Genomic DNA, 17,321 nt, shown 5'->3' with positions numbered 1-17,321 from the left:
CGATTCCAGCAACTCTGCCAACAACCGGATGGCGGGACTCGAACCCGTCACTCATGAAGATCACCAACAGCATCCGGAACTCCGGTCAGAGCCAAATTCAGAGAGCGTCATCACGCCCGGATCCGGAGCCGAGACACCGTCGGCCCGGCACTGCGAACGCCCACCTCGGGACCGTCTGTGAGTTCCTGCGCTGGTCGGCCCTGAGGGGCCTGGTCCCCGAGACCGTCATCAACATCCTGGCGCAGCCGAAGTACCTTGTGTACCTGCCCGAGGGATTCGACCCCGGCGAGGACGGTCAGAACCGCACCGTACGGGGAGACCGATCGAGCCGTTGCTGCCGCCGGAGCTGCCGGAGCCGAAGCCTGGGCGTCCTGTTCGCCGCCAAGCGGCTTCGCGACTACGTGGTGCCGTCGATCCTGCCGGCCCTGTGGCCGACCGGCGGCGGGCACTCCGGCCCGTCGACCCCCACCGGGGCTACGGGGTCACCAGGCCCGCCTCGTAGGCGATGATCACCAACTGGACCCGGTCCCGGGCGTTGAGTTTGGACAACAGCCGGGTGACGTAGGTCTTGGCGGTGGCGACACTGATCACCAGGTGTTCGGCGAGTTCGGGGTTGGACATCCCCTGGCCGATCAGGGTGAGCACCTCGCGCTCCCGGTCGGTGATGCCGGTGATGGTTCGCCGGGGTTCGGCGGAGGACGTGGCCGTCGGGCGGTCGGCGAACTCCTTGATGAGCCGGCGGGTGACGCCGGGGGCGATCAGGCCGTCGCCGGCGGCGACCACCCGTACCGCGGCGAGGATCTCGTCCAGCGCCATGTCCTTGACGAGGAAGCCGGACGCGCCCGCCCTCAGTGCGGCGTAGACGTAGTCGTCGTCGTCGAAGGTGGTGAGCACGACGATCTGGGCCCTCCCGGGGCCGGCGGTGATCCGCCGGGTGGCCTCGATGCCGTCCATGCCGGGCATCCGGATGTCCATCACCACGACGTCGGGATCCAGGGCGGCGGTCAGTTCGACCGCCTCGGCGCCGTCGCCGGCCTCGCCCACCACCTCCAGGTCGGGGGCGTCGGTGATCACCATCTGCAGGGCGGCGCGCACGAGCGGCTGGTCGTCGGCCAGCACCACGCGGATCGTCATCGGACCCCCTCGGGAACGGGAAGACGCGCGGCGACGCGGAAGCCGCCCTCGGGAAGCGGCCCGGCGGAGAATTCACCGTGCAGCAGGTCGACCCGTTCACGCATGCCCACCAGGCCGAAGCCGGACCCGGTGGTCCTGCCGTACGGGTGCCGGCGGCCCCGGTCGAGGACCTCGATGGTCAGCTCCGACTCCTGGCAGTCGATGGACACCCGGCACTCCGTGGCGTCCGCGTGCCGGACCACGTTGGTGACCGCCTCCTGGATGATCCGGAAGGCCGACATGTCGATCTCCGGGGGAAGCGTCCGGTGCTCGCCGGTCCACCGGACGTCGACCCGGACACCGGCGGCCGTCGTGGTCGTGGCGAGCCGTTCGACGTTCGCCAGACCGGGACCGGGCTCCAGCGGGGCCGGCTCGGCATCCGAACCCTGCTCTGGCTGTCGGAGGGCACCGAGCATCCGGCGCAACCCGGACAGCGTCTCCCGGCTGGCGGTCTCGATCTCGCCCAACGCGCCGCGCGCCCGGCCCGGTTGGGTGTCGATGACCCGCCGCGCCGCGCCGGCCTGAAGGGCGACGATGCCCGTCGTGTGCGCGACCACGTCGTGCAGTTCGCGGGCGATCCGCAGCCGCTCGGCGGTGACCGCCCGGGCGGCGGCCTGGGCTCCGAGTTGTGCCGCGTGCTCGCGGGACTGGTGCATCGAGCGACCGATCAGCCAGGCGATGACGGCCAGCAGCACCGCGCCCTGGGCGTCGGTGGTGTCGGTGCGGGGCACCATGCCGATGTGTGCGACCAGCACGCCGAGAAGCATGGCGGTGGCGGTGCGAGCCGTCCGCCGCGGGCGGGTGGCCGTGATCACGAGGAGCGCGATGTCCGCCGAGACGAACTGCAGGGCCGGGAACTGCGACCCGGCCGACCAGCCGTTCGTCACTCCGACCGAGGCGGTGATCAGCAGGGCGAGGCCGGCCAGCGGCCGACGAGCCAGCAGGGCGCTGCCCGCCAGGGCCACCAGCCCGGCCGCGCACACCATGTTCCAGTCCCTGTTCGTCGCCGAGTGCCCGTCCATGGCGATGCTGGTGAACCAGGTGGTGGCCCCGTCCCGCCCGACGAGGAGGGTGGGGTAGACAGTGACCACCAGCCAGCTGAAGCCTGTCCAGGCGCCAGGTGGCACGCGCTTCAGCAGCGGGAGGGTCGACGTGGCGTACATGCGCCGATGGTAGCCAGGAGGTGCTGACCGGGCATCGGACCACGGGTGTACAACCGTGGCTGACAGGCCGGCCGGACGACTGCCACCACGGGTTCGATGCACTGAACACGACGCGGGCCGCACGATGGGCCACATGATCGAAGTCCGCGAGCTGACGAAGCGTTACGGCAAGAAGCTGGCAGTCAACAACCTGACCTTCACCGTGAAGCCCGGCCAGGTGACCGGGTTCCTCGGCCCCAACGGCGCCGGCAAGAGCACCACCCTGCGCCTGCTCCTCGGCCTGCACACCCCCACCAGCGGGTCCGTCACCATCAACGGCCGCCCGTTCCGTTCGCTGCCCCGGGGTCTGCGGCACGTCGGCGCGCTGCTGGATGCCGGCGACGTGCACGGCGGGCGCACCGCCCGATTCCACCTGAGGGCACTGGCCCGCAGCAACGCGATCCCGCGCAGCCGGGTGGACGAGGTGCTGCGCGAGGTCGGCATCGCGGACGCGGCGGACCGCCGGATCGGAGGCTTCTCCCTCGGCATGCGCCAGCGCCTGGGCATCGCCACCGCGCTGCTCGGAGACCCGCCCGTGCTGCTCTTCGACGAGCCGCTCAACGGATTGGACCCGGAGGGCGTGCACTGGGTGCGCGGCCTGTTCCGCCGACTCGCCGGCGAGGGGCGTACGGTCTTCGTCTCCAGCCACTTGATGTCCGAGATGGAGCACACCCGCCGACGAACTCGTCGTCCTCGGCCGCGGGGAGCTGATCGCCGCCGAGAGCGTGGCGGACTTCGCGGCCCGCGGGGCCGGCCGGAGCGTGGTGATCCGTACGCCGGACCCGGCGGCACTGTCGCCACTACTGAGCGCCGAGGGCGCCTCGGTGCAGCGCGAGGCCGACGGGAGGCTCACCGTGGTCGGGCTGGAGTCGGACCGGGTGGGCGAGATCGCCTTCGAACACCACATCCTGCTCCACGAGTTGACCAACCGCACCGGCTCGCTGGAGAAGGCGTTCATGGAGCTGACCGCCGACAGCGTCGAGTACCTCGCAGGAGAGAACAGGTGACCGCGCAGACCACGACGCAGACGACCGGAGTGCCCAACGTGCCGGTCCTGGAGCCCGAGCCCCGCTTCAGCGATCTGTTCGCCTCCGAGTGGATCAAGCTGTGGTCGTTGCGCTCGACCCCTTGGGCCTTCCTCGCCACCATCGCGCTGGTCCTCACGACCACCGTCACCGCCGCCGTGGGCGATCTCGACAACTACAGCCAGTCCGACGAGGAGCACCGGGCGTACTTCCGGATGTTCGGGGGGCTGGCCGACTCGTTCTCCACCGGTGCCGCCACGCTGCTGATCGTCGGCGTCGGCGCCATCGGCGCCATCACGATCCTCAGCGAGTGCACCTCCGGCATGATCCGGACGACCTTCACGGCCGTGCCCGACCGCCGTTCGGCCATGGCCGCGAAGGTGGCGGTGGTCACCGTGACCACGAGCGCCCTCGGTGCGGGCTTGGCCCTGCTCTCCTTCGGTGTCGCCCAGACGATCCTCTCCGGCCAGCACGCCGCTGTCGGCCTCGGGCATCCCGGGGTCGTGCGCCTGCTCGTGGCCTCCGCGTTGCTCGCTCCGGTCTCCGCCCTCGTGGGCATGGGGCTGGCCACGGCCATCCGGCACAGCGTGCTCACCATCGTGGCCACGATCGCCCTGCTCTTCGTCCTGCCCTCCATGCTGAGCAGCGAGAAGCACCTCACCATCAGCCTCCGGCACATGACGATCCCCCAGGCATGGGAACGCATCGGCCACGAGCAGTCCACCACGGAGCAGTGGCCGTGGACGGTGGGAGGCGCCTGCATCGTCCTCGGTGCATGGGCGCTGGTCGCCGCAGCCATGGCCATCTTCCTCCCGAACCACCGGGACCAGTGAGCGGCGCTCCCGCTGGCCTTGTGTCCCAGGTGTGGGCCGATACGGCCGGGCTGATCACAACGACCCGATCCACAGTCGGCTGCTCGCGGTCGAGCGGTGGGTCGACCTCGTATGTCCGCAGGATCACGCAGCGGCGGTATGCGGCGACGACTTCGGCGACAGCGGCGAGGCGGTCGATCGGTAAGGCGCCGAGGGCGGCGGCATCGCCGAGCTGGCGGTCGTCCTTTGTCAGCCTCTCAGCCCCGGGCCCTGACCGACGAGGCCACCGGTGAGCTCGTCTCCTGTACCCAGGCTGACAACAGACCGTACGATGCTGGCGAAGGTTCAGAGTCGGCTCGCCGGGGCGCAGCTGAGACAGACTGCCGCTGGCGAGTTGGCCCGGCACACGTCGGGCTCCGGATTCGAACTGAATGGATTGGCGCACTCTGAGCCCAATCGCAGCAGGTCAGGAAGTGTCGGCCCCGCGCTCGCGGGGATAGCTCCCCCCCAGATGAGCGACCAGCAGAACACCCAGCGTCGGCCCCGCGCTCGCGGGGATAGCTCCCGCGAGTACAACGAGAAGGCAACGGACATCAGGTCGGCCCCGCGCTCGCGGGGATAGATCGTTCTGGGCTGGGGTACCGATGTGCATAGTGCGGTCGGCGTCGGTGAGGCGCTCGGCCTTACGGCGTTCGGCGTCCTCGGCGTCCAGCTGGCGGCGCAGCAGCGCGACCCGTTCCTCAGCCGCGCGTACCTGGTCCTGCACGGCAGCCACGTGTTCTTCGGCGGCCCGGGCCTGGCGCCGGGTGACTTCGGCGGCCGCCTCCGCAGCTTGCGCGTCTTCGCGTGCGTCTCTCGCCTGGCCCTTGGCGATGGCCGCATGCCAGAAGGTGGCGTCGGCGGATGCTCCGCCGAAGACAGCTGCCGCACTTGCGATGACCTGGTCGGTGTTCACGGTGGTCCTCCCCTTCCGGTCCGGCGGGTTGCGCCGGACCAAGGGAAGGACAACGGTGGTTGTCCTTCCCTTCCTTGGGGCGAGACGGGCTCAGGCGATCAGCTTGTGCAGCCCGACCACACTCGCCCCGAACGCCGCCAGGCCAGCTACTGCCGCGGTGGCTGCTCGGCCGCCACCGAGGAAGGTCAGTCCCCCGACGACCAGGCCGGTGAGGGCGCCGGCGAGGAGGATGACGGCGGTGCGCACCGTCAGGAACGGCTCAGGGGCGGGCGGGGGCGTCGGCGATTGGGTCGGCGAACTCACGTGCTTCTCCGTCGGGTTGTCGGTGATTCGGGCGTCCGCTTCTATGTCGTCCCGGGCCCTGCACCCCACGGACGAGTTTCCTCGGAGCCGCTCCAAGAAATCTTGAAAAAGTCCGTGGGGTACCCGGGGGAGGGCTACTTAAAAGGGGTCGGCCATCCGCCGAAGGCTGAGGGAGTCCGGCGGAGCCTGACGACGGCCCCGTTCCTCATCGGGCCGGGAGACGATCGGAAGGGGAGACGATGCGGGGCGACGACGCGGGCGCGCAGTTCGCGGCCGCGCGCGTCCGGGACCTACAACCCGCAGGCCGACCCGGCGCGACCGAGCTCGGCATGCCGGTGCCGATGGAGATCTTGGACGCGTTCCTCGCGGAGGAGTCCCGTGAGAGCGCGAGGGCGAAGAAGCTGCAGGAGAGCGTCGACCGGCGGCTGGCCGACCAGCGGATCGTCGGGCTACTGGCCAAGAAGGGCTTCGAGGGCCCGCAGTACGACAGGTTCGTCGACGAGCTCGTGCGGTACGGAATCGCCGTGCTGAAGGCCTGGTTGTGCCTCGTCGATGCGGGCGAGGAGGTTGTCGCGGATCTCTTCGATCCGGGTGCGTTGAGCGGGGTCGGGCCAGTGCATCGGACAGCGCGGCCGCCTCGGTGCCCGGGACGACCACGGTCTGCTCGTCGAGCGCGGTGAGGATCTCCTCGACCAGGCGCTCGGCCATCCGCGGAGCCTCCGGCCGGGCCAGGCTCAGCAGGCCGTGGCGCCCGGCCTTGCGCAGGGCGGCCGGGGAGCCGACCCGCTCCAGCAAGGTCAGGACTGCCGGGTGGTCCAGTCGCGGTCCGAGCACGCGTTCCAGGTGGGGGTGGATCTGGGTCAGCAGTCCGCGCAGGTGGTTGGCGATGCGGGTCGCCTCGCCGGCGAGGTCGTCGTCGAAGCCGACGATCATCTCCAGCTCGGCGAGGGTCTCGTCGGTGAGCTCGATGCCGCGTAGGGTGTGCGGCATGGTGCGGGCTGCGTCCGCGATGACGAAGGCGTCGCGGGCGTCGGTCTTGGCCTCGCCTGGGTAGAGGTCGGCGATCCGGTTATGAGGGTCGTTCATTCTGTCCGTTTGTCCGCCCTGGACGAGGCTCACTACCACCTGTCGATTCCTATAGCAGGCCCGCACCCGCGATCGGTGCGGGCCTGCTTCCCTCTCTTCTCTCATTCAACGTGACCGTTGCCCGAGACCTGTCCTGAGCAGGGTTGCGGTGAGATTCGAGAGATCCAGGTACCAGTAGCGGCCCAGGTGGCTACCGTCAGACCATGGGTCTTGACGATGCGATCAGCAAGGCGAGGCGAGAGCAGCAGACGCTGGACGAGTCGAAGCGGCAGGAGGAGGCCCGTCAGCAGCGCGATCAGCAAAGGCTGAGCCAACTGCTGGCAGACGCAGCCCAGCGCCTGCTGCCTCACCGTGGCGAGACGTTCCACCGGATGCGGCGCTCGCCGACCGGAACATTCATCGGCCAGGACAGGCAGCGTTACCAGCAGGTCTCCGGTCACTGGTGCTGGGTGATCAAGGAACTGACGACCAACCCGACTGCCTGGAATCACCCCGTGATGCTGCTCGTAATGGAGGGCACTACCCCGCACGTGGTGAGAGTGGAGCTCAACCTTCGAGCCGCGAAGGCCGGCCAGTATGTGAGCTCGCTGCCTTTGACCCCGGTGGGGCCGGGTGACTACGCGGATCGTGGCTTCACCACGCTCTTCTTCGGCGGGTGGATCGACGAGTTGGAGAAGGATCTAGGCGCTACGATCGTGCGCTACGAGCGAGGCGCGTGACGAGCCGACTCGATCGGCAGTACGAATGGCTGAGGGCCACCGGCTTCCCGGTGGCCCTCAGCCATTCGCACCTGGTGTCTGGGCTGCTGGCAGCGTCACAGCGCGAGGGCGTGCCGGTAGACGGCCCGCAGCCTGGCGCGGAGGGTGGCGTCGGTGATGGTCTGCAGGGCGGTCTCGTGGTCGCCGGTGACGATGTGGAGCTGGGTGCGCTGGCGGTCGAGGTAGGCAGTGAGGAAGGTGTACGTCTCACCGCTGGTGGTGGGCAGGAGGGCGGCGACGTAGAGGGAGACCAGGGAGAACGACCAGCAGCCGTGGAGGAATCCGTAGGCGGGCCGGTGGGTCTTCTTCCAGGGGGAGTAGAAGGTCTGGGCGTTGTCGATCTCGCAGCCGGTGGCGGTGAGGGCGTCGTTGAGCCAGTTGTGGCCGGCCTCGTGGACCAAGTCGCGGGCGACCATGACGGGGTTGTCCGGGACGTAGTCGAGGAAGACGGTGCCGGGCATGCGGCTGATGGTCCAGGAGCGCAGGGGGCTGCCCAGTGGCTTGCCGGTCAGCAGGCACACGACGGGGGCGTGGACGTCGACGAGTTCGCCGAAGCCGTGCTCGGCGGCGAGGCCGGCCGACTCCAGGGTGAGCTTGTGAAGGTGTTCCGGGGCGGCCTGGGTGGTGGGGCCGAGCACGTAGTACGGGGTGTCGGAGATGGACGAGGTGATCAGGTTCTCCTCGCCGGGAGCGACGGTGAGCGGACCGGCCGGGGCGAGGTCGGTGGCGCCGGCGTCAGGGTGCTCGGCATACCAGGCGAAGGCGTCGGGGTCGTCGGTGCGGGCGGCGTGTTCGGCGCCTTCGAGGACGTGGTGCGCGAGCGCGTAGGCCGCGGCGGTGGGCTCGGGCTCGGTGATGGCGAGGCCGGCGCCGCGTCGGAGGGCGTGGTGGATGCGCTGGGTCTTGGCCTGGTGGAGGTCGTGGATCGCGGGCATGCGGAAGACGGTGCTGAGGTCCATCGCGGTCTCCTTGGCGGGGAAGGGGTGGGGCCAGGGCTTGCGGCCCTGGCCCCGGCTGGGTCTAGCGCGCTGGATCAGGCGTGGACGGTCGGCTCGGTCGGCCAGTCGTCGGCGCCCTCTCGGGAGGAGTGCATGGTGAAGCGGACGGACCCGTCGTCGTCGCGGAGCTCCTCGACGGCGTCGAGGAAGTCCTTGGCCCAGGTGTCGTTCTTCATCGCCGGTTCCTTCTCTGCTCGGGCTTCTTGGGGTTGGGTTGGGGCCGTACGGGTTGGTCGGGGGTGCGCGCCCCCGTGGTGTGGGGGTCACGCGATGGCCTGTGGGGCTGCGATCGGCTGGGTGCCGGCCGGGAGGGGGCAGGCGCACGGGCGCCCCTCTGCGGGGGTTTCGGCGTCGAGGGCGGCCAGGAACTGGGTGGTGGCGTCGTCCAGGGCGGCGAAGTAGGCGGCACCGGGTGTTTCGGAGGTAGGCAGGAGCCGCAGGTCGAGGACCGGGTGGGTGCGGCCGGTGGTCTCGCAGGTCAGGTTGTTTCGGGCGACCAGGAGGCGTACGGCGGGCGGCAGGGCGGGGGCGCATCGGGTGGCGGCCCGGCACAGGGCTGCGGTGGTGGCGGCGTACTCGGCGCTGTCGCGTGGGAGGAGGCCGACCTCGCGGGTCTGGCTTTTGCGGGTGCCGTTGTAGTGGTGGCCTTCGCAGCTGTCGTAGGTGACGAGGTGCCAGCGGCCGGTGAGGTGGTCGACGAGCGGTTTGATGCCGGGCTCGATCGCGCCGTTCCACTGGGGGTGGGCGGGGTCGAGGTCGTCGGCGGGCTGGGCTGTGGGGCCGGGGAGGCCGGTGGTGTTGATGTTGCCGAAGGCGCTGGTGACCAGCTGGGCCGGGTGGCGGGCGGCTTGGGGGTTGTCCCAGGTGGCCAGGAAGGCGTGGACGTCGCGCATCCGGTTGACGGGGGTGGGGCGCCAGCGGGCCGTGCGGCACCAGGCGCCGTCCGGGTGGGCGGGGTCGGCGAGCAGGGCCGCGGTTCCGTCAATCAGGCGTATGCGGTGGTCGCAGTAGGCGTCGTGGTGGCCGGCGAGGTTCATGCGCCAGCGGGTGGCGATGCAGCCGCCGCCGCAGGTGGTGCGGTAGTCGCAGGTCACGCACGCGGTCATGAGGCCCTTGCCCTGGCCAAGCAGGTTGGAGCCGCGCTGGGCCGTGATGATGTCGGCCGCGCTGGTGGTGGGCGTCAGGTGGGTGAGCTGGGCCTGGGGCCAGGGAAGTTCGTCGCAGCTGCCGAGCCTGCCGTCCGGGTAGAGGGTGACCACGTGGTCGCACTTCATGTCGGAGAAGTGGCAGAACGACACCCCGAGGCCGCGGATGCGGCGGATGGTGGGCACGGCCGGGGAGAGCTTGAGGCGGCGGAACAGGCCGGTGGTGATCCAGCGCCGGGTGAGGCCGAGCACGAAGTCGGTGTACTGGTCGGGGGTGATCGCCCAGGCCGGGCCGCCGGGACGGTCGAGGGCGGCTTGCTGCAGGGCCCGGCTGGGCGGGCGGCGGCGGCCGGTGTGCGTGGTGGGCCGGGTGACGGCGGTGTCGAAGCACGGTACGACGCTGACCGAGGTGACGGCGGTGAACGCGGCCAGGTGGTCGAGGGTTTCGGCGGGGCGGTCGAGGACAGCGGGGGTGACGGTAGTGATGATGCCGCAGGTCCGGCCGCGTTCGGCCAGCAGTTCCAGGGCCTTGACCACGAGCTGGTAGGTGGGCTCGCCGTCGTAGCCGACGCGCCAGCGGTTGCCTTCCGGATCGCCGTCCAGGGAGATTCCCAGCTCCAGGCCGGGGTAGTGGGCGTCGAACAGGTCGAGCCACTCGGCGTCGAGCTGGACGCCGTTGGTCTGCAGGGACAGGCGCTTGACCTGCGGCATGCTGGCGAGGGTCCGCAGCAGCTGGGTGATGTGCTCCTTCCCGGCGGTCAGCGGTTCGCCGCCGTGCAGTTCGATGGCGAGCGGGCGGCCCGCGAAGAGGTTCGGGAGGAGCTGGACCTGGTCGTCGCTGATCCGCGCGCCGCCGGGGCCTTCCTTGCGCTTCTCGTAGCAGTGCAGGCAGTCGATGTCGCAGGTCTCGCCGCGGACCTTGAGGATGACCGAGACGGCGTCCTGGTCGGACGCGTCCAGCGACCGGTACAGGTGGCCGATCAGCTCGTTCGAGCTGGTGGGGTGCATCGGGTGCCTCCCAGGGAGAGGGACGGGCTCGGGCCCGGTCAGGAGCGAAGCGCCTGGTGCCACGCGGCCAGCTGGCCGGGGGTGAGGCGGATGGTGGCGTCGGCGAACTTCAGTCGCCAGCCGTCGCTGTAGCGCTGGGGAAGCCAGCCGGCCTCCAGCCAGTCGTCCGGCACCGGGCCGTCCGGGGCGGCGGTCTCGGGCCACACCGTCAGCAGCGCGGCCAGCAGCCGGGCGCGGGCCTGGCGCAGGGCCTGGTGCACGGACGCCGCGGGCGGTGTCGGGGCGCCGGCGAGGACGGGGGTCCACTTGTCGCCGAGGAGCGGGTGGCCGGCGGCGACGTTCTCCGCCTGCTGGACGGCGAGGTGCAGTTGTCCGGTGACCAGGTCCACGACGTCACTCAGTCCGGCCTGGAACAGGCCGTCGAGGTCCTCGACCAGGCTGATCGCGTGCTGGACACGGTCGGCCAGCGCCCACCGGCGGTAGACGTCCCGCTCGGCCTGGCCAAACACCGGCTGCTGTCCGTTGTGCATGGCGCGGGCGGTCCGCAGCACGGTCAGCGCCGGAAGGCGGCGCCTCACGGTGCGGAACAGGTCGACGTCGTCGCCCAGGATGTGGAACTGCCTCAGGTAGCCGCGCAGTTCGTCGGCCTCGGCCACGGTCTGGGCCTCCAGGTCGACGCGGACGCCGTCGACGATGCGGGACTGCAGCACCGGCACCGGGCCTTCGGTGACCAGCACCCGCAGGTCGACGTCGCTGCGGGCGTGGGCGATCCCGCAGGCCACGGGCCCCGTCATCCACACCGGCGAGTCCGGGTACTCCTCGGCGAGCTGCCCGGCGACCGTGCGGGCCGCTGCCAGTCTCTGTTCGACCCACGCGTTCACCGGGCCGCCTCCCCGCTCAGGACGGCGCGGGCGGTCTGGGTGACCCAGGTGTCCAGGGCAGCGCGGACGTCCGCGCGCTGGGCTCCGATGTGCGGGGTGGCGAGCAGGTTCAGCGGGGCGGGGCCGGCCTTGAACAGGTGCGCGTCGCGCGCCTCGATCGGATCGACGGCAAGGCCGGTCAGGCCGCCGTCGGCAAGGGCCTGCAGGCACGCGGCCGTGTCGATGGTGGCCAGGCGCCCGGCGACGACGAGCAGAGGCCGGCGCCTGGCCGACGAGCGGAGGAAGGCCGTGCCGAACGCCCCGGTGTTCTCCGCGGTGGCGGGCAGCGCGACGATGTGGGCGTCCGCCCAGCCGGGCAGCTCGGCCGCAGGTAGTTGCCGCAGCCCGTCGGTGATGCTGGGCCGGGCGGCGAAGGCGACCTCCGTGCCGAATCGCTCGGTCACGGCGGCTGCGGCCCGGCCGATGGGCCCGGCGCCCCAGACGGCCACGCGCATCGACACCGCCGGCGTCCCCAGGCAGGCCGTCTTGAGATGGTCACCGTGGGCCAGGCCGTTGGCGCCGAGCGGGATGCGCCGGGCCAGGGCCAGCAGTGCCGCCAGGCACCACTCGGCGACGGCCGGGGCCGATGCCTCGGGGTATCGGTGCAGGCCGATCCCCCGCGCGGGCAGGAGGGCGGTGTCGATGCCGTCGAGCCCGGAGCCGGCCCGGATGACGTGCCGCAGCTTCGGCATGGCGGCCAGCCGGTCCGCGTCGAGCCGCACGCCGGAGCGGATGACGATCAGCTCGGCGCGGCGCAGGGCGCCGCCGAGGTCGTCGAGGCTGGTGAACTCGTAGACGTCGTACCGGCTCAGGGAGCGGACCAGGGCGTTCGCATCGCCCGCCCCCTTGGCGACGAGGATCGTGGGCGCCCTCATCGCGTCGTCTCCGTCTGGGCGCGGTCCACGAGGACGTCACGGGTGTCCGTGAGAGCGGCGAGGATGGCGGGGGCGACCTGCGGGATCAGGGTCACCGTGGTGAGCTCGGTCAGCGGCAGCCATTCGAAGCCGACCTGGATGGGGTCGCGCGGGTCGGAGAAGCGGGGTGCGGTGCGGCCGTCCGTGATCTCGGCGAGGAAGTTGTGCTGGGTCTTGTGCTGCTGGCCGAGGTCCTTTCCGAACTGGCCGGGGACGTACTCCACGACGAACATCTCCCGCACGGCCCGCACGCTCAGTCCGGTCTCCTGGTGAACCTTGCGCACGACCGCCTCGCGCAGCGACTCGCCCTCGATCGCCTTGCCGCCGGGAAGGTTGTAGTGGAAGCAGCCGCCGTCCGCGCTGTCGTCGTAGGACAGGAGCAGGATCCGGTCCTGGTGGATGATCGCGGCCTTCACCGACACGCTGATGCTGGGCAGATCGCTCAAGGGTGCCTCCGTACTGGTTGTCGGAGCAGGGGTGTCACAGGCAGGCGCGGGCGTCGGGGTCGCCGACGCGCATCAGGTCCTGGACGTCGGCGAGCTGGTGGGCCTCGAAGACGCCCGTGGCGCGGAAGCCAACCGCGGCTCGGTGCATCGCGGCCAGTGCGGCGCGCGTCAGCTGGTTGGCGTAGATCGCCAGGACGAACCCGGCCCCCCCGAGGAGCCGGCGGTCCAGGTGCGGGAAGGCGGTGGGGACGGTGACCAGCGGCACGCCGGACCAGCGGCGGCCCACCTCCAGCGCCTGGTTGCCGGTGGTGTCCTTGGAGTGCAGGAGCACGGCGTCCGCTCCGGCCGCCTCGTAGGAGGCGGCACGGGCCAGCGCCTCGTCCATGCTGGCGCCGCAGATCAGCGTCTCCGTGCGGGCGATCAGCAGCAGGCCGGGGGCGGCGGCCTTGAGTTCCTTGATCTGCTCGCACACCGCCCCGGTCTCCGCCATCGCCTGGACGCGGTGTTCGGAGAACGAGTTGCACTTGGGGTAGCGGCTGTCCTCCAGGCAGACGGCCGCCGCCCCGGCCGCCTGGAGGTCGAACCCGAACCGCGCGGCCGACGCCCCGGTGCCGGCCGCGTTGTCGACGTCCACGATCACCGGCAGGTCGGTGACGCGGCAAAGCGAGGTGACGACGTCGGCCAGGTCCCGGGAGCCGAGCAGGTTCTCGTCCGCCAGCCCGTAGGCGGCCGACACCTCCAGGCCCGACACCCACAGCGCGTCGAACCCGGCCTCGACGGCGACCCGCGCGGCCATGGCGTTGACCGCGCCGATCGCCTGAACGGGCCGCCGGGAGGCTGCGGCGTCACCAAGGGCGGCCCGCAGGCGGCCGGCCGCGGATATCTCAGGCATGACGGCGCTCATCGGGTACTTCCTTCCAGATCGGGGGTCAGGCCGCGCTCCAGCAGCGCGGTCCAGGCGTTCGCGAGCACGTCAGCCCGGGACTGGTTGGCGTCGATCGTCACGGTCGGCCCGATCTTCGGGAACGCGGCCGGGCTGGCGGTGATCGCCCGGTAGGTGACCCGCACGATGGTCTGCACGTGGTCCACGTCCCAGTCGTCGCGCACCGAGTCCCCCGCGCTGCGGGAGGCGGCTCGCTGCATCGTGGTGCAGGTGGGCGCGTCCAGGATGAGCGTCAGGTCCGGCACCAGGTCGATCGCGTCGGCGAGAGCGCCGTAGGTGGTCTGCGGCGTCTGGCCGTGCTTGACCTGGAAGAACGCCAGTTCCGACAGCAGCCACCGGTCCGCGATCACCGGCCGCTGCGACAGCGCCGGCGCGATCAGGCGCTCGACGGTGGCCTGCTTGTCGGCGCGCAGGGCCTCCAGGTAGCGCTCGCGGTTGGCCTCGGTGGGCGTGTACTTGCCGTCCACCAGGTCTGCGGCCACCTCGGGGGCGAGGAAGTTCGTGGTGAGCACCGACAGCGGCGTCACCCCGTACAGGTTGTCGAACAGCCGGAACAGTCCCTTACGCAGCGTGGTCTTGCCGCTGCCGTCCAGGCCTTCGATCACGACGAACGGATACTGGTCCATCCCTACTCCACCTGCCCCGCTCCGGTGCCCGACTGGTACTTGGTGAACTGTCCGCGCCACGGCACCGAGGTGGTGACCAGGTCGGTGAGCCGCATCCCGCCGATCTCGCCGAGCAGCTGCGGCAGCGACGCCTCCAGCACGACGACCTCGGCGATGGCCCGGCAGTACGCGACCCGCAGAACCGCGCTGTCCTCTCCCCTGGTCCGAAGCGCCGCCCGCAGGACGCGCGTCCCCGTGCCGAGGGCGACGGCCCGCGCGGCGGACTGGAGCATCGCCAGGGAGGCGGTCCGGCCGCTCTCGTGGTGGATGACGGCGAACGCCCCCACCCACCAGGCGCTGGACCGGGTCGCGCCGTGCACGGCCGCCTCAAGGCCGCCGTCCAGGTCCTCGGCCAGCATCCGGGCCACCTCGTCCACCGCGAGGGTGAGCGGGCCGCTCGCGGTGCGGTCGTGGCCGAGCCGGTACGGCACCTCGATCCACGGCGTGAGGCCGGCGGCACTGATCAGGACGTCGTCGCACGGCACCACGAGCACCGGCTTGGACACCAGGTCGACGGGGTCCAGCTCGGCGGGCAGCCCGAGCTGTTCGGGCGCGAGCGTCGCGGCCCGGCGCCACTGGTCCTGGTGCAGGTGCACCCGCTGCACGTGCAGGCCGTCGGCGAGCGCCTGCCAGCTGTCCCGCACACTCGCGGGCCTCAGCGTTTCGGGCGGGCTCATGGCGGTGGTGGTTCCTTCCACGCGGTACTCCTTGATGGGTGAGCCGAAGCGATGGATCGTATTCGAATAGTGACGAACAGCAATGGCGCGTATGTTGGCGGACTGCCGCCCGGTTGACGGGATGGCCGGTGGTCAGGGGATCGTGAGGTCGGCGTGCACGCACTTGCCCCGTGGCTCCAGGCTGGTCCCCCACCGGCCGCTGGTCAGTTCGTGGACCAGGACGAGTCCGCGGTGGCACTCCTCTTCGTCGCCGGCCTTCAGCAGCACCGGCAGCTCGCAGGAGCCGTCCCGCACGCAGACTCGGACGAATCCCGGGGCGGGGCGCCGGACGGCCACCCGCATGAAGGTCAGGCAGCCGGTTTTGCAGGCGTTGGAGACCAGCTCGGTGACGATCAGCTCGGCCGGGTCGACCAGCTTGTCCAGGCCCCATTCGGTGAGCTTGCCCCGCACCAGCAGGTGGGCGGCCCGCGCCGACTCCGGGCGATAGCGCAGGGATACCGTGGCAGGGCCGGGCCGGGGAGCCGGCTCTGCGGGAGCGAGCTCTGCGGTCGTCACGCCAGCCCCCGGTACCGCCTGAGCCACCGTCCGTCCTCCAGCCGCCGTAGCACCGTCGCGCGCCGCAAGGCCCGCTCGAAGCCCTCGACGAAGACCTCGGTGCCGTCCGGCCGTCGCCGCCAGGCCCCCCGAGGGGCGCCGGCGGGATACACCCGCTTCAGGAGCTCGTCCGGGTCCGCACGCGCCAGCCGCCCCGGCAGGCCCGCCGCGATGTCGACCGACACCCGGCGGCGAAGCTGGCCATCAGCAGATCGACGCACGAAGACCTCCGCATTCCGATGGTGGAGGTGGCGGCCGTCGGCGTCTCGCAGGCCTCGACCGACCGTCTCTGACGCCCCGTCAACCAGGGCGTGCCACCACGGTGGCCCGTCTACGCTGAATCTGCAACGGCATCGGCACCGAATCCCCCGACGAAGGAGAAGTGGCACATGCCACCGCAAACGCATGGCCTGGCACCGCGCGCATGTGACGTGCAACACTGCGCGGATCGGTACGGACGGTAGACGCATGCACCCCGGAGGTGAGCACATGGCAGCACGGCCGAGGCCGACAGCACGGCGGATCGAACTGGGACACGCGCTTCGGGAACTGCGTCAGCAGGCTGGCATCACGCTCGAGGACGCCGTCAAGGGGCTGTCGTTCAGCGAGACGAAACTCCAGCGCGTAGAGACCGGCTTCCAGGACCTCCGCAACGCCGGGGACCTGCGCAAGCTCCTCACGCGGTACGGCGTTGACGACGAGGACGAAACCGAACGCCTGGTGGAGCTCCAGCGCACCGCCTCACGCCAGGACTGGTGGACGCCGTACACGGTGGCGACGATGGCGCCCTCGATGCCCCGCTTCCTCGGCGTCGAGTCCGCGGCCCAGTCCATCCGCGCCTACCACCCCACGTGCGTGCTCGGACTGCTGCAGACCGAGCGGTACGCGAAGGCACTGCACGAGATCGCCAAGCCGATCGAGGAATCAACCACGGAGTTCATACACAAGAGCGTGGCCCTTCGGATGAAGCGCAAGGACCGGGTGGTGGCCCCCGACGACCCTGTCAAGCTGTGGGCGATCCTGTACGAGCCGGCGCTACGGTACGTGGCCGGAGACGTGGACACGATGCGCGAGCAGTACGGGGAGATCACCCGGATTGCGGAGTTCGACAACGTGACCGTGCAGATCCTGCCCCAGTCGGTTCGCGGCTACCTGTCGCTCTCCGACTTCACGCTCCTGGACCTCGGCGACAAATTGCCTATGACGGTCCAGCTGGACACGGGGGCTGGCATGTCCCTCACGGACAAGGCCCGCGAAGTCGGCCGGTTCACTCGGATGTTCGAGGCGCTGTCCCGCTCGGCCCTCCCGTCCGAGGCGACACCGGAGTTCCTGCAACAACTCACCCGAGAGATCACCTCATGACCCACCACATCACCGCCCCCGAACTCGCCGGAATGACCGACTGGTTCAAGTCGTCTTACAGCGGTGGATCCGGCAACAACTGCGTCGAGGTCGCCGACCTGACCGCCACCCGCTTCGAGGCCGTGGCCATCCGCGACTCGAAGGACCCCGCCGGACCGGCCCTGCTCGTCACGCCGGAAGCGTTCGCCTGTCTCGTGGCGTTCGCCCGCGACTCCCGCGCCTGATCAGCGAAGGGCCGTTTCCCCCTCGTCCGAAGCAGGGGGAGGCGGTCCTTCGCTGTGGTGTTTCCATGCCCGGAAAGCACCGCGACCATGCCGCCATGCCCTTGCCCTGAC

Annotated in this window: 20 protein-coding genes and 2 pseudogenes; 6 read left to right on the top strand and 16 right to left on the bottom strand. The window is 70.9% G+C overall.

All coding sequences use genetic code 11. The features are described 5' to 3' along the window. Positions 1-474: 474 nt before the first annotated feature. Positions 475-1,134: a response regulator gene (locus ACWDD9_RS31595; protein WP_380659954.1), complete on the bottom strand. Its 660-nt coding sequence runs from the start codon at positions 1,132-1,134 to the stop codon at positions 475-477. Next, a complete protein-coding gene (locus ACWDD9_RS31590) occupies positions 1,131-2,336 on the bottom strand; it encodes a sensor histidine kinase (RefSeq protein WP_449813477.1) in 1,206 nt (401 codons plus the stop codon). Before ACWDD9_RS31590 ends, ACWDD9_RS31595 begins: the two co-directional genes overlap by 4 nt. Before the next feature lie 133 nt (positions 2,337-2,469). Between ACWDD9_RS31590 and ACWDD9_RS31585 the strand changes: the two are divergent. Further along, a pseudogene (locus ACWDD9_RS31585) lies at positions 2,470-3,382 on the top strand (ABC transporter ATP-binding protein). After that, a complete protein-coding gene (locus ACWDD9_RS31580; protein ID WP_449813476.1) occupies positions 3,379-4,233 on the top strand; it encodes an ABC transporter permease in 855 nt (284 codons plus the stop codon). Before ACWDD9_RS31585 ends, ACWDD9_RS31580 begins: the two are co-directional and overlap by 4 nt. 445 nt (positions 4,234-4,678) lie before the next feature. Here the strand turns inward: ACWDD9_RS31580 and ACWDD9_RS31575 are convergent, their stop codons facing one another. Together ACWDD9_RS31575 and ACWDD9_RS31570 are read right to left on the bottom strand one after the other, a co-directional pair. Beyond that, positions 4,679-5,167 (bottom strand): hypothetical protein, encoded by a 489-nt coding sequence (locus ACWDD9_RS31575; RefSeq protein ID WP_449813475.1) that lies wholly within the window; start codon positions 5,165-5,167, stop codon positions 4,679-4,681. A gap of 90 nt (positions 5,168-5,257) precedes the next feature. Continuing rightward, positions 5,258-5,470, bottom strand: coding sequence for a hypothetical protein (locus ACWDD9_RS31570; protein ID WP_380659949.1), 213 nt, complete (start codon positions 5,468-5,470; stop codon positions 5,258-5,260). Between the two features lie 239 nt (positions 5,471-5,709). On the opposite strand from ACWDD9_RS31570, the gene ACWDD9_RS31565 reads away from it, so the two are divergent. Then, positions 5,710-6,150, top strand: coding sequence for a hypothetical protein (locus ACWDD9_RS31565; protein WP_449813481.1), 441 nt, complete (start codon positions 5,710-5,712; stop codon positions 6,148-6,150). Here the strand turns inward: ACWDD9_RS31565 and ACWDD9_RS31560 are convergent. Beyond that, positions 6,101-6,538: pseudogene (locus ACWDD9_RS31560) on the bottom strand (IS110 family transposase); the annotation flags it as partial. The gene ACWDD9_RS31565 and the pseudogene ACWDD9_RS31560 overlap by 50 nt on opposite strands. Before the next feature lie 221 nt (positions 6,539-6,759). On the opposite strand from ACWDD9_RS31560, the gene ACWDD9_RS31555 reads away from it, so the two are divergent. Further along, positions 6,760-7,275, top strand: a complete 516-nt coding sequence (locus ACWDD9_RS31555; protein WP_449813474.1) for a hypothetical protein — start codon at positions 6,760-6,762, stop codon at positions 7,273-7,275. A 95-nt stretch (positions 7,276-7,370) separates the two neighbouring features. Here ACWDD9_RS31555 and ACWDD9_RS31550 read toward each other — a convergent pair whose 3' ends face one another. The 11 genes from ACWDD9_RS31550 to ACWDD9_RS31500 all read right to left on the bottom strand — a co-directional run bounded on the left by ACWDD9_RS31550 (position 7,371) and on the right by ACWDD9_RS31500 (position 15,845). Beyond that, positions 7,371-8,273 carry an aKG-HExxH-type peptide beta-hydroxylase gene (locus ACWDD9_RS31550; protein ID WP_449813473.1) on the bottom strand — a complete coding sequence of 301 codons (903 nt, stop codon included), beginning with the start codon at positions 8,271-8,273 and terminating at the stop codon, positions 7,371-7,373. A gap of 74 nt (positions 8,274-8,347) precedes the next feature. Next, entirely contained in the window at positions 8,348-8,488 is a 141-nt protein-coding gene (locus ACWDD9_RS31545; RefSeq protein ID WP_153471719.1) for a hypothetical protein, read from the bottom strand. An 87-nt stretch (positions 8,489-8,575) separates the two neighbouring features. Continuing rightward, a complete protein-coding gene (locus ACWDD9_RS31540) occupies positions 8,576-10,465 on the bottom strand; it encodes a radical SAM protein (protein ID WP_449813472.1) in 1,890 nt (629 codons plus the stop codon). Between the two features lie 38 nt (positions 10,466-10,503). Next, a complete protein-coding gene (locus ACWDD9_RS31535; RefSeq protein WP_449813471.1) occupies positions 10,504-11,346 on the bottom strand; it encodes a hypothetical protein in 843 nt (280 codons plus the stop codon). Continuing rightward, positions 11,343-12,260, bottom strand: a complete 918-nt coding sequence (locus tag ACWDD9_RS31530; protein WP_449813470.1) for an NAD(P)-dependent oxidoreductase — start codon at positions 12,258-12,260, stop codon at positions 11,343-11,345. Before ACWDD9_RS31530 ends, ACWDD9_RS31535 begins: the two co-directional genes overlap by 4 nt. Further along, the gene (locus ACWDD9_RS31525) at positions 12,257-12,745 is read right to left on the bottom strand and encodes an NUDIX domain-containing protein (RefSeq protein ID WP_449813469.1); all 489 of its coding nucleotides are present in this window, start codon (positions 12,743-12,745) and stop codon (positions 12,257-12,259) included. The genes ACWDD9_RS31530 and ACWDD9_RS31525 overlap by 4 nt, the downstream gene beginning before the upstream one ends. Positions 12,746-12,779: 34 nt before the next feature. Next, positions 12,780-13,637 carry an isocitrate lyase/phosphoenolpyruvate mutase family protein gene (locus tag ACWDD9_RS31520; protein ID WP_449813468.1) on the bottom strand — a complete coding sequence of 286 codons (858 nt, stop codon included), beginning with the start codon at positions 13,635-13,637 and terminating at the stop codon, positions 12,780-12,782. 8 nt (positions 13,638-13,645) lie between these two features. Continuing rightward, positions 13,646-14,314: a dTMP kinase gene (locus ACWDD9_RS31515; protein WP_449813467.1), complete on the bottom strand. Its 669-nt coding sequence runs from the start codon at positions 14,312-14,314 to the stop codon at positions 13,646-13,648. A 2-nt stretch (positions 14,315-14,316) separates the two neighbouring features. Next, positions 14,317-15,051 carry a hypothetical protein gene (locus ACWDD9_RS31510; protein WP_449813466.1) on the bottom strand — a complete coding sequence of 245 codons (735 nt, stop codon included), beginning with the start codon at positions 15,049-15,051 and terminating at the stop codon, positions 14,317-14,319. Between the two features lie 111 nt (positions 15,052-15,162). After that, a complete protein-coding gene (locus ACWDD9_RS31505; protein WP_449813465.1) occupies positions 15,163-15,585 on the bottom strand; it encodes an ATP-binding protein in 423 nt (140 codons plus the stop codon). Next, positions 15,582-15,845 carry a hypothetical protein gene (locus ACWDD9_RS31500; RefSeq protein ID WP_449813464.1) on the bottom strand — a complete coding sequence of 88 codons (264 nt, stop codon included), beginning with the start codon at positions 15,843-15,845 and terminating at the stop codon, positions 15,582-15,584. The genes ACWDD9_RS31505 and ACWDD9_RS31500 overlap by 4 nt, the downstream gene beginning before the upstream one ends. A 268-nt stretch (positions 15,846-16,113) precedes the next feature. Between ACWDD9_RS31500 and ACWDD9_RS31495 the strand changes: the two genes are divergently transcribed. Continuing rightward, complete coding sequence (locus ACWDD9_RS31495) at positions 16,114-16,986, top strand: helix-turn-helix domain-containing protein (RefSeq protein ID WP_449813463.1); 873 nt, start codon at positions 16,114-16,116, stop codon at positions 16,984-16,986. Next, positions 16,983-17,210 (top strand): DUF397 domain-containing protein, encoded by a 228-nt coding sequence (locus ACWDD9_RS31490; RefSeq protein WP_449813462.1) that lies wholly within the window; start codon positions 16,983-16,985, stop codon positions 17,208-17,210. The genes ACWDD9_RS31495 and ACWDD9_RS31490 overlap by 4 nt, the downstream gene beginning before the upstream one ends. The last annotated feature ends 111 nt before the right edge of the window (positions 17,211-17,321 follow it).

Source organism: Kitasatospora sp. NPDC001119 (assembly GCF_053598475.1).
Note: the sequence above shows the minus strand (reverse complement) of the source record. Positions and strands in the feature narration are given on the sequence as shown.

Excerpts from the sequence above, each read along its gene's own strand:
- ACWDD9_RS31595 (WP_380659954.1), bottom strand. The coding sequence starts at position 1,134 with ATGACGATCCGCGTGGTGCTGGCCGACGACCAGCCGCTCGTGCGCGCC.
- ACWDD9_RS31590 (WP_449813477.1), bottom strand. The coding sequence starts at position 2,336 with ATGTACGCCACGTCGACCCTCCCGCTGCTGAAGCGCGTGCCACCTGGC.
- ACWDD9_RS31565 (WP_449813481.1), top strand. The coding sequence starts at position 5,710 with ATGCGGGGCGACGACGCGGGCGCGCAGTTCGCGGCCGCGCGCGTCCGG.
- ACWDD9_RS31555 (WP_449813474.1), top strand. The coding sequence starts at position 6,760 with ATGGGTCTTGACGATGCGATCAGCAAGGCGAGGCGAGAGCAGCAGACG.
- ACWDD9_RS31550 (WP_449813473.1), bottom strand. The coding sequence starts at position 8,273 with ATGGACCTCAGCACCGTCTTCCGCATGCCCGCGATCCACGACCTCCAC.
- ACWDD9_RS31545 (WP_153471719.1), bottom strand. The coding sequence starts at position 8,488 with ATGAAGAACGACACCTGGGCCAAGGACTTCCTCGACGCCGTCGAGGAG.
- ACWDD9_RS31540 (WP_449813472.1), bottom strand. The coding sequence starts at position 10,465 with ATGCACCCCACCAGCTCGAACGAGCTGATCGGCCACCTGTACCGGTCG.
- ACWDD9_RS31530 (WP_449813470.1), bottom strand. The coding sequence starts at position 12,260 with ATGAGGGCGCCCACGATCCTCGTCGCCAAGGGGGCGGGCGATGCGAAC.
- ACWDD9_RS31520 (WP_449813468.1), bottom strand. The coding sequence starts at position 13,637 with ATGCCTGAGATATCCGCGGCCGGCCGCCTGCGGGCCGCCCTTGGTGAC.
- ACWDD9_RS31515 (WP_449813467.1), bottom strand. The coding sequence starts at position 14,314 with ATGGACCAGTATCCGTTCGTCGTGATCGAAGGCCTGGACGGCAGCGGC.
- ACWDD9_RS31495 (WP_449813463.1), top strand. The coding sequence starts at position 16,114 with ATGGCAGCACGGCCGAGGCCGACAGCACGGCGGATCGAACTGGGACAC.
- ACWDD9_RS31490 (WP_449813462.1), top strand. The coding sequence starts at position 16,983 with ATGACCCACCACATCACCGCCCCCGAACTCGCCGGAATGACCGACTGG.